We start from the raw sequence: 8358 nt of genomic DNA on the forward strand, positions 1-8358 counted from the left end.
CTGTGTTTTGGATGATCCGAATTATCTCATACGGCTCGTTAAGTCCGACAGGCTGCTAGCCCAGGTTTATTGCAACGTCTTACCCCGCTGTCCGGCCTGTGGCCGTTTTTGCGGCCGTATCGGGTCCGCGCGCTGCTGGCCGCGCTGGCGCTGCTGGTGGCGGCCACGGCCACGCTACTGCTGCCGGTGGCGTTCCGCTACCTGATCGACCACGTCTTTGTGCAGCACAAGGCGGTCGACGGCTACTTTCTGGCTCTGTTGGCGCTGGCGCTGGTCCTGGCGCTGTTCACCGCGCTGCGTTTCTATCTGGTGTCGTGGCTGGGCGAGCGCGTCACCGCTGACGTGCGCAGCGCGGTGTACCGCCACGTGATCCGCATGAGCCCGGAATACTTCGAGACGCTGCAGACTGGCGAGGTGCTGTCGCGGCTGACCACCGACACCACGCTGGTGCAGACCGTGATCGGCACCAGCCTGTCGATGGGCTTGCGCAACCTGCTGCTGATGCTTGGCGGGCTGGTGATGCTGGCGGTGACCAGCCCCAGCCTGACCGGCTACATCCTGGTCACGCTGCTGCTGGTGATCCTGCCTATCCTGATCTTCGGTCGTCGCGTGCGCGCCCTGTCGCGTTCCAGCCAGGACCGCATCGCCGATTCCAGCGCCATGGCTGGCGAGACGCTGAACGCGGTGCAGACGGTGCAGGCCTTCGCGCAGGAGGCGCGCGAAACCGTGCGTTTCGACGGCTCGGTGGCGCTCAGCTTCGACACCGCACTGGCGCGCATCCGCGCCCGTTCGCAGCTGACGGCGGTGGTGATCATGCTGGTGTTTGGCGCGGTGGTGTTCGTGCTGTGGCTGGGCGCACGCGCGGTGCTGGCCGGCGAGATGTCCAGCGGCCTGCTGGCGCAGTTCATCCTCTACGCGGTGGTGACCGCCGGCGCCATCGGCGCGGTGGCCGAGGTGTCGGGCGACCTGCAGCGTGCCGCCGGTGCTACCGAACGGCTGATGGCACTGCTGGCGCAGCGCTCGCCGGTCCAGCCGCCGGCGCAGCTGCTACCCTTGCCGGCCACAGGTGACGGGCTGCAACTGCAGGATGTCAGCTTTGCCTACCCGTCGCGGCCCGGTCAGCCGTCGCTGTCCGGCATCAGCCTCGCCATCCGTCCCGGCGAACAGGTGTCGCTGGTCGGGCCGTCCGGCGCCGGCAAGACCACGCTGTTCCAGCTGCTGCTGCGCTTTTACGATCCGCAAGTTGGCCGCATCACGCTCAACGGCGTCGATGTCGCGCGGCTGGACCCGCAGGCGCTGCGCCGCCACATCGGCATCGTGCTGCAGGACACGGTGATTTTCGGCGCCAGCGCGCTGGAGAACATCCGCTACGGCCGGCCGGAGGCGACGGACGAGGAAGTGTTCGCCGCCGCCCGCGCCGCCGCCGCGCATGACTTTATCGAAAAGCTGCCCGACGGTTATCACAGTTATCTCGGTGAGCGCGGTGTGCGCCTGTCCGGCGGCCAGCGCCAGCGCATCGCCATCGCGCGCGCCATCCTGAAAAACCCGCCCATCCTGCTGCTGGACGAGGCCACCAGCGCGCTGGACGCCGAATCGGAACAGCTGGTGCAGCAGGCGCTGGAACGTGCCGCCGCCGGGCGTACCACCATCGTCATAGCCCACCGCCTGGCCACGGTGAAGCAGGCCGACCGCATCGTGGTGCTGGAGCAGGGCCGCATCGTGGCGGAGGGCACCCATGGCGAGCTGCTGCAGCGCTCGCCGCTGTACGCAAGGTTGGCCGCATTGCAGTTCAATACGGAGCACTGACCCGGTGGCTGGCTTGACCGACCGCGCTGCTGTCGTCTAGCATTGCCGCCATGACATATCGCTACCCGACCGCTATCGCCACCCGCCGCTGCTGTTGTTCTGCCCGGCCGGAGGAGGCGCGCGCGTAGCGATACTGCATCGTCACCCTTACCCACGGCCGCCGCGCATTCCTGCCCGGCGGCCTTTTTCATGCCCGGAGGTTTCATGGCTTTGCAGTTATACGATAGCTGGACGCGCAGCCTGCGCCCGTTCACCCCCATCAGCGGCGACACGGTCGGCATGTATTGCTGCGGCCCGACGGTGTACGACTACGCGCACATCGGCAATCTGCGCAGCTACGTGTTCGAGGACTTGCTGCGGCGCACGCTGGCCTGGCACGGCTATGCAGTGCGCCACGTGGTCAACATCACCGACGTCGGCCACCTGGTATCGGACGGCGACGACGGCGAGGACAAGATGGAGAAGGGCAGCCGCCGCAGCGGCGAGTCGGCATGGGACATCGCCGCGCGCTACAGCCGCGCCTTCCAGGACGACTGGGCGGCGCTAAACCTGCTGCCGCCGGCGCTGTGGTGCCGCGCCAGCGAACACATAGACGCGCAGATCGCCGACGTCGCCACCATGGCAGAACGCGGCTACGTGTACCGCACCGCCGACGGGCTGTACTTCGATACCGCGCGCCAGCCGGACTACGGCTACCTGGCGCGGCTGGACCGCTCGGGGTTGGCCGCAGGCGCACGGGTGGCGATGGGCGGCAAGCGCAGTGCTACCGACTTCGCGCTGTGGAAGTTCAGTCCGCCTGGCATCAAGCGGCAGATGGAGTGGGACAGCCCGTGGGGACGCGGCTTCCCCGGCTGGCACATCGAATGCTCGGCGATGGCGGCGCGCCACCTGGGCACCTGGTTCGACATCCACTGCGGCGGCGAGGACCACGTCGCCGTGCACCACAGCAACGAGATCGCGCAGCACCAGGCCTGCCACGGCAACCGGCTGGCCAACTTCTGGCTGCACGGCGCCTTCCTGACGCTGGGCGAGGACAAGATGTCCAAGTCGGCAGGCGACTTCCTGCGGCTGCAGACGCTGGTCGATGCCGGCCACGAGCCGCTCGCCTACCGCTACCTGTGCCTGACCGCGCACTACCGCAGCCCGCTGGCGTTCGACTGGGACGCGCTGGCCGGCGCCGCCAGCGCGCTGCAGCGGCTGCGCGACGCGGTGCAACGTTGGCCGCAGGGCGGCACGGCGGATGCGGCGACGCTGGCCGCGTTCGGCGCCGAGATAGGCGACGACCTCAACCTGCCGCGCGCGCTGGCGGTGGCGTGGCGCCTGGTGCGCGGCGAGCTGGCGGACGACACCAAGCGCGCGACGCTGCTGGCGATGGACGCGGTGCTGGGGCTGGACCTCGCCGCCTGGCAGCCGCAGGCTGCGCCGCCGGACATCGTGGCACTGGCCGCCGCGCGGCAGCAGGCGCGCGCCGACAAGCGCTGGGCCGACGCCGACGCGCTGCGCACGCGGATCGAGGCCGCCGGCTGGCAGCTGGAGGACGGCGCAGACAGGCCGCGGCTGACGAGACGGGCCAGGGCAGGGCATTGACCCGGCCGCATGCGGCCAACCTTGTTGCGGCGGGCAAGGGCGGCGATAATCGCGCCTTGATTGAATGAGGACAGATCCGAGCATGCTGATTAGCGAATCCAGGGTAGAGCGTTTGGTGGTACACCGTGTCGGCAATCCGGCGCGCGGCGAGCCGTTGCAGCTGTCGCACAAGGCCATCGGCGTGGACGAGGCGGTGTCGGCGCTGATTCTGGACGGCTACCTGAAGGGCATCGTCTCCGACAAGAAGAAGTACCAGTTCTTCCACGAGACCGATCTCAACCTCAACGAGCAGTACCACTACACGCGGCAGTTTTTCCGCGGCGACGTCGATCTGCTGGAGGTGTCGCAACGCATCGCCAAGCACCTGTACGCGCGCTCGCAGCACCCCAACATCGCCGCCGGCGACCTGCTGGTGATCCTGTTCTCCGGCCTGGGCGAGGCGGATAGTCCGCAGCGCGCGCTGGGCGTGTTCAAGGCGGAAATCCAGGAGGACTTCCTTACCATCGTCGAGAGCGGCGAGGTATTCGACATCAGCCACGCCAGCGGCATCAACCCGCGCCTGATCGACAAGGGCGCGCTGATTCTGGAAAACGGCCCGCTGCTGTACGCGGTCGACCGCCAGGGGCACGAGGCCAAGTTCTGGCTCGAGGACTTCCTGCAGGCGATGCGGGTGCCGGATGCCGGCAGCAGCAGCAAGCTGGTGGCCGAGGTGATGGAGCAGATCTCGGAAGAGATCGAAGACCCGCTGGCGCAGGTGCGCTTCAAGGACGAGGTGATGACGCTGTGCAAGACGGTGCCGGAGGTGTCGCCGAGGCAGATGGGCAGCATGGCGGAGCGCTACGTCGAGCCGGAGCAGATCGGGCGCCTGTTCGACAGCGCCGCCGAGAACTACGGTTTTGCACTGGAGAGTGACGTGCGGCTGCCGGCGCAGGGCATGGCGCGGCGGCTGGAAAAGAGCTGGAGCAAGGTCGGCGTCGGCCACGGCATCAGCCTGCTGCTGCCGTCCGATCTCAGCCTGCAGAACGTGCAGACGGTGAAGGGCGACGACGGCGAGCTGCAGGTTACGCTGCGCCTGCTGCAGCGTAATGGCTGAGCGGCGGCCCCGGAATCCCGAAGTGACGATGTTTACGGCAGCGCTTGATGCCGTGCCGCTTGCCGTTCCGGCTCCTGCAAGGATCGCTGTGCCTACTACTGCGGTACACGCACATCCAGCAGCGTGACCAGTGTGTGCCGGCCGCCGCCGGCATCCTGCAATGTCAGTACCAGCGGCAGCTTGCCGCGAGACAGCGGGTGCGCCAGCCCAAGCAGCATCAGATGAATGCCGTCTTCCCTGAGTACCAGCGTCTTGCCGGCCGGCAACGGCAGGCTCGGCAGGCGCCGCATTGTGCGGCGCCCGTTGCTGTCCACGCCGCTGTGGTGCAGTTCGATGCGGCCAACCCCTGGCGCATAGACCGCCAGCAGTGTGGCCGGCTGCTCGCTGTGCAGTGTCAGTCCGGCACTGCTACCGCTCTGGCCGGCACGGGTGCGCCACACCCAGCCGTTGCCGGCGGTGATGTCGGCGTGAGCCGCCAGCGGTAGCAGGACGAGGAGCAGGGCAAACAGGCGGGCGGACATGGCGGACTCCAGGGGACGGGAAAGGAAAAAGCCCCCGCCGGTACGGCTGACGGGGGCAAGGTCGCTCAAACGGTTGCGTCGGCTTACTCGACAATCATGCGGCTGCGCATTTCCAGGTGCAGCGCATGGCAGAAGTGCGGGCAATAGCACCAGAAGATGCCAGCCTTGTCCGCCTTGAAGGTCACCGACTTGGTTTCACCCGGATTGACGATGAAGCATACGTCGTAGTTCTCGATGGCGAAGCCGTGGGTGAGATCCTCTACCTTGTCATGGTTGGTGAGGATGATGGTCACCTCGTCGCCCTTCTTGACGCGGAACTCGCGCATCGAGAATGCCGGTGCCTGGCTGGCCAGGTACACCGTTACCTTGTTGCCCTTGCGCTCTACCTTCTGGCTCTTGGGATCGGTCACCGCATTGGGGAACTCGGCCATGTCGTACACCTGGCGCGTCTTGATGCGGTCGCGGCGCACGATAATGGCGTCGTGGGGTTCCGGGTAGGCGGTGTGGTCGTGCAGCAGCGCCATCTTGTCGCCGCTGATGTCGATCAGCTGTTCGGTTTCCACGTGCAGCGGGCCTACTGGCAGGAAGCGGTCCTTGGAGAACTTGTTGCCGGAGTTAAAAAACTTGCCGTCAGCTTCCTTGGTCTCGCCCATCGAAGCATAACCATGGCCCGGCTGGTAGTGCACATCGAGACGGTCCAGCACTACCTTGATTGCCTTGTCTCCCTTGAACTGGGCAATGGCGGCGTCCACGTTCCACTTCACGATCTGGCTGTCGAGGAACAGCGTGGTGAAGGCATTGCCCTTGCCGTCGAAGCCGGTGTGCAATGGCCCCAGGCCCAGTTCCGGCTCGCCGACCACGCAGTCGCGCGGCGTCTTCACCTTGCCGTCGAACCAGTCTTCCACCAGCTGGGTTGCGATCACGCTGCAGGTCGGTGACAGCTTGCCGGAGCAGACGAAGTATTTGCCGTCCGGGCTGATGTTGACGCCGTGCGGGTTCTTCGGTACCGGTACATAGCAGGTGAGCGCGGTTTTCGGGTCGGCATTGGCTGCGGCACGGCCATCCACTACCGGCACCTTGCTCGTACCTATGGTGGTGAACTTGCCGGCGGCGACTGCTTCTTCGATGCGTGCCACGTTGAAGAACACGCAGGCATCGCGCTCGGCGGACATCATCTCTTCGTAGAGCACACCGTTTTCGGTGTTGTACTGGTTGGATGCGGCCAACTTGCCGTCGTAGCTGGTGGCTACCAGGTCCATATTGCCATCCACGCGGCACTGCCAGCGTACTTCCATGCTCTCGGCATCCAGGCAGCTGAACAGGCAGCCATGGCCGGCCTTGTCGTCGATGCCCTTGCCGTTGTTGGGCAGCGGGATATGGAACTCGGAACCGGCAAATACGCGGGTGGTGTGGTTGATATCGGCCTTCACCGGGTCTCGCTTGTCCGGGAACATGCCGTGGTGGCCCTGCACATTGGGCAGGTCGGTGATCTTGTCCACTTCGAAGGTGTCGCCGCGGATACGGGCCACGCGGTTGTTGAGCTTGTCGTTGACCCAGAAGTATTTGCCGTCGTAGGTACCGTCGGTGTATGAGCCGTGCACGTGGTGGGTGTCGCCGGTCTTGTAGCGCAGGTTGCCGTCCGGCTTGGTGCCCAGGATGGCTTTGGATTCGTTGGTGATACCCCAGCCGACCATGCAGTCGACGTTGAATACCGGAATCTCCTTGAAGGTACGCCCGGACGGGCAGCCGTAGATACGCATATCACCGCTATGGCCGCCGGAGGAGATGATGTAGTAATCATCCAGCTGTCCCGGTGCTACCTCGAACTTGCCATGCGTGGCGGCAGCTGCAGCGTTGCCAGTGGCGGTGCCGGCCTGCGCCGTAGTGCTGGTGGCGTCCTGGCATCCGGTCAGGCCCAGGCTGAGGCCGGCGCCGGCCAGGCCCGCGAGTGCCGATTTGCCAAGAAAATTGCGGCGGCTGGGGTCGAGCGGGAAGGGGGCGTTTTTCTCCATGATGCTAAATCCTCTGGTTTGGATTGGGGGAATCTGCAAGGCGCAGACCGGCGGCCGTCCGGATGCGTCAATTTGTCGCAGGCATTCTAGGAGTGGTTGTATGGCAGCCCCTTGATATTCATCAATCACAAGACAAGTGAATATTTAATACATTCACATTGCTACCCGCTGCCGGATCGGCAGTAACAAAATCAAGGAATCCGAGATGAAATTACACACTATGGGTGCCGCATTGCTGGCTGCCATGCTGCTTGTCGCTTGTAGCAAGAGCGAGGCGCCTGCCGCCAGCCAGGGCGAACCCGCCGCGACCCAGGCCGCACCTGCTCCCCAGGCTGCCAGCGATACGCCGCATATCGGCGAATCGCCATACAAGAAGACCTGCTCCATGTGCCACGCCAGTGGCGCTGCCGGTGCCCCCATCGCCGGCAACAAGGGAGACTGGGCGTCACGCATCGCTGCCGGCAAGGAGCAGCTGTACCAGCATGCCATCGTCGGTTTTACCGGTGAAAAAGGCATGATGCCGGCCAAGGGCGGCAACGCCGCACTGTCCGACGACGAGGTCAAGGCAGCGGTGGACTACATGCTCAGCAAGCTGTAAGCACTGCCAGCCCGACAGAACAACGCCCGTCCGGTCTGCCGGCGGGCGTTGTCTGTTTAGGGGTCGTCACAGAATTCGGAAAAAATCGTACGCTAAGCCATGACGGCTGACTTACCACTTGAAGTCCGGCCACTCTTGCCTGCCATCGACAAAGGCATCTGGCGGAATAATGCCTGGCCTCATACCGCTTCCCGCATCGGCCCAGAATCCGTACATAGGATCGAAAGTCTCCATCAGCTTCGGCAGTGTCTTCAGCCGTTGTTTGGCCGGAAGCTCGATGAAATAGCGGCAGCGGCTATCGAGTACGCTGTCCAAGTGCATGTAAGACGCACTACCAATGCAACCTATCCGATGGATGACTTCATCAGCCGTGACCGGTATGGCCGTCCGCAAGGCTGATTCCACAACGTACTCCAGCTCGAACATGAGCGCCTGATCGAGCTTGTTGGTCGGCATGAACGCCATCGCTTGACGCAAAACTCCGATTTGCACCAGGAGCACAGGCCACAAGACTTCGACACCATAGATGCGGCAGCGGTCGTCTTCGGAGTGGGCGCGATAGTCCTGGCTCCGCTGGCCCTGAAACGCTTTGCGAACATCGTAGGCCAGCCCCAATACAAAGCCTTCCTTGTCCTCGATGTAGCCGCTTTCCTCTACGACGTGATGGATGAAAGTGTGAAGCCTATCTAGCAGCCTGTCGGACTTGGGCCTGCCCGAAGGCGGAATAGTGAAACGCAGGGC

At 64.8% G+C, this 8358-nt stretch carries 7 protein-coding genes; 4 read left to right on the plus strand and 3 right to left on the minus strand.

Annotated features, from left to right (window positions below; all coding sequences use genetic code 11):
- The first annotated feature begins 69 nt into the window (after positions 1–69).
- The 3 genes from IE083_RS14770 (at position 70) to IE083_RS14780 (ending at position 4486) form a co-directional block, all read left to right on the plus strand.
- Positions 70–1806 (plus strand): ABC transporter transmembrane domain-containing protein, encoded by a 1737-nt coding sequence (locus IE083_RS14770; RefSeq protein WP_189354802.1) that lies wholly within the window; start codon positions 70–72, stop codon positions 1804–1806.
- A 204-nt stretch (positions 1807–2010) separates the two neighbouring features.
- Entirely contained in the window at positions 2011–3393 is a 1383-nt protein-coding gene (gene cysS / locus IE083_RS14775) for a cysteine--tRNA ligase (protein ID WP_189354803.1), read from the plus strand.
- An 82-nt stretch (positions 3394–3475) separates the two neighbouring features.
- Positions 3476–4486: a nucleoid-associated protein gene (locus tag IE083_RS14780; RefSeq protein WP_189354804.1), complete on the plus strand. Its 1011-nt coding sequence runs from the start codon at positions 3476–3478 to the stop codon at positions 4484–4486.
- 95 nt (positions 4487–4581) lie between these two features.
- Here IE083_RS14780 and IE083_RS14785 read toward each other — a convergent pair whose 3' ends face one another.
- Positions 4582–5007 carry a copper chaperone PCu(A)C gene (locus IE083_RS14785; RefSeq protein ID WP_189354805.1) on the minus strand — a complete coding sequence of 142 codons (426 nt, stop codon included), beginning with the start codon at positions 5005–5007 and terminating at the stop codon, positions 4582–4584.
- Between the two features lie 83 nt (positions 5008–5090).
- The gene (nosZ, locus tag IE083_RS14790; RefSeq protein ID WP_189354806.1) at positions 5091–7019 is read right to left on the minus strand and encodes a TAT-dependent nitrous-oxide reductase; all 1929 of its coding nucleotides are present in this window, start codon (positions 7017–7019) and stop codon (positions 5091–5093) included.
- 205 nt (positions 7020–7224) lie between these two features.
- On the opposite strand from nosZ, the gene IE083_RS14795 reads away from it, so the two are divergent.
- Complete coding sequence (locus IE083_RS14795) at positions 7225–7617, plus strand: c-type cytochrome (RefSeq protein ID WP_189354807.1); 393 nt, start codon at positions 7225–7227, stop codon at positions 7615–7617.
- A gap of 111 nt (positions 7618–7728) precedes the next feature.
- On the opposite strand, the gene IE083_RS14800 is transcribed toward IE083_RS14795, so the two are convergent.
- The coding region (locus tag IE083_RS14800; RefSeq protein ID WP_189354808.1) for a DUF6904 family protein at positions 7729–8358 on the minus strand (630 nt) is incomplete at its 5' end.

It is taken from the genome of Vogesella fluminis (genome assembly GCF_014652335.1).
Classification (GTDB): domain Bacteria; phylum Pseudomonadota; class Gammaproteobacteria; order Burkholderiales; family Chromobacteriaceae; genus Vogesella; species Vogesella fluminis.